The organism is Atlanticothrix silvestris CENA357 (genome assembly GCF_016056295.1).
In the GTDB taxonomy this organism is placed as follows: domain Bacteria; phylum Cyanobacteriota; class Cyanobacteriia; order Cyanobacteriales; family Nostocaceae; genus Atlanticothrix; species Atlanticothrix silvestris.
In genome coordinates, this window is record NZ_JAECZB010000111.1 from 1 (window position 1) to 1,079 (window position 1,079).

Consider the following 1,079-nt stretch of genomic DNA (forward strand, 5'->3'; position numbering starts at 1 on the left):
AACCACTACTGCTACCAAAAACCACGTAGCTTGACCCTGCACTAGACTGACCGTTGGGGTCGGCATTACTTGCCCCGATAATCAAGTCATCGATGCCGTCGCCGTTGATATCCCCCGCACTGCTGACGGAGGTGCCTAAGAAGTCACCGCTATTAATACCGTTAATTACAAAGCCGTTACTACCATCAAGAGATGAAAGGTTAAGGCTAGCGTTAAAACCACTACTGCTACCAAAGACTACGTAGCTTGACCCTGCACCGCTTTGTCCGTTGGAGTCGGCAAATATTGCCCCAATAATCAAGTCATCGATGCCGTCGCCGTTGATATCCCCCGCACTGCTGACAGAACTGCCTGAGGAGTCACCGCTATTAATACCGTTAATTACAAAGCCGTTACTACCATTAAGGGTTGAGAGATTAAAAACTGAAATCAGCTTGGGTGCGTCATTGACTCCGTTAATATTCAAGTTGACACTAGCTGTATTATTAAAGCTGCCATTGCTAGTGGTGTATGTAAATTTATCAATGCCGCTTTCACCCACATCCAAAGCCTCAAATAAAGCATTGGGGTCGTAGGTCAAGCTACCATCAGCATTAAGGGTAACTAAAGCACCAGAACTCAGGGCGACGGTAGTGCCAACAACAACTGCCTTACCATTGAGAGCCGTCACCGTTAGGGAGTTGTTGTCGTTGGCTAAGACTGAAATATTAACGGCAGTATCTTCATCGGTGGTAGCAGTGTCATTAACTGCGACAGGAGGTTTATTAGTGGGCGTAGGAGATGCAAAACCAAAAACTACGTAGCTTGACCCTGCACTAGACTGACCGTTGGGGGAGGCACTTGATGCCCCGATAATCAAGTCATCGAAGCCGTCACCGTTGATATCCTCCGCACTGCTGACGGAGGTGCCTAACCTGTCACCGTTATTAATGCGGTTAATCACAAAACCTTCACTACCATCAAGAGATGAAAGGTTAAGGCTAGCGTTAAAACCACTGCTGCGGCCAAAGACCACGTAGCTTGACTCTGCACCATACAGACCGTTGGGGTCGGCACGTGTTGCCCCGATAATCAAGTCA

At 47.9% G+C, this 1,079-nt stretch carries 1 protein-coding gene; it reads right to left on the reverse strand.

Going from position 1 to position 1,079, the window contains the following annotated elements:
• Nucleotides 1–1,079: Ig-like domain-containing protein (locus I8751_RS28940; RefSeq protein WP_214442521.1), on the reverse strand; the 1,079-nt coding region annotated here is incomplete at both ends.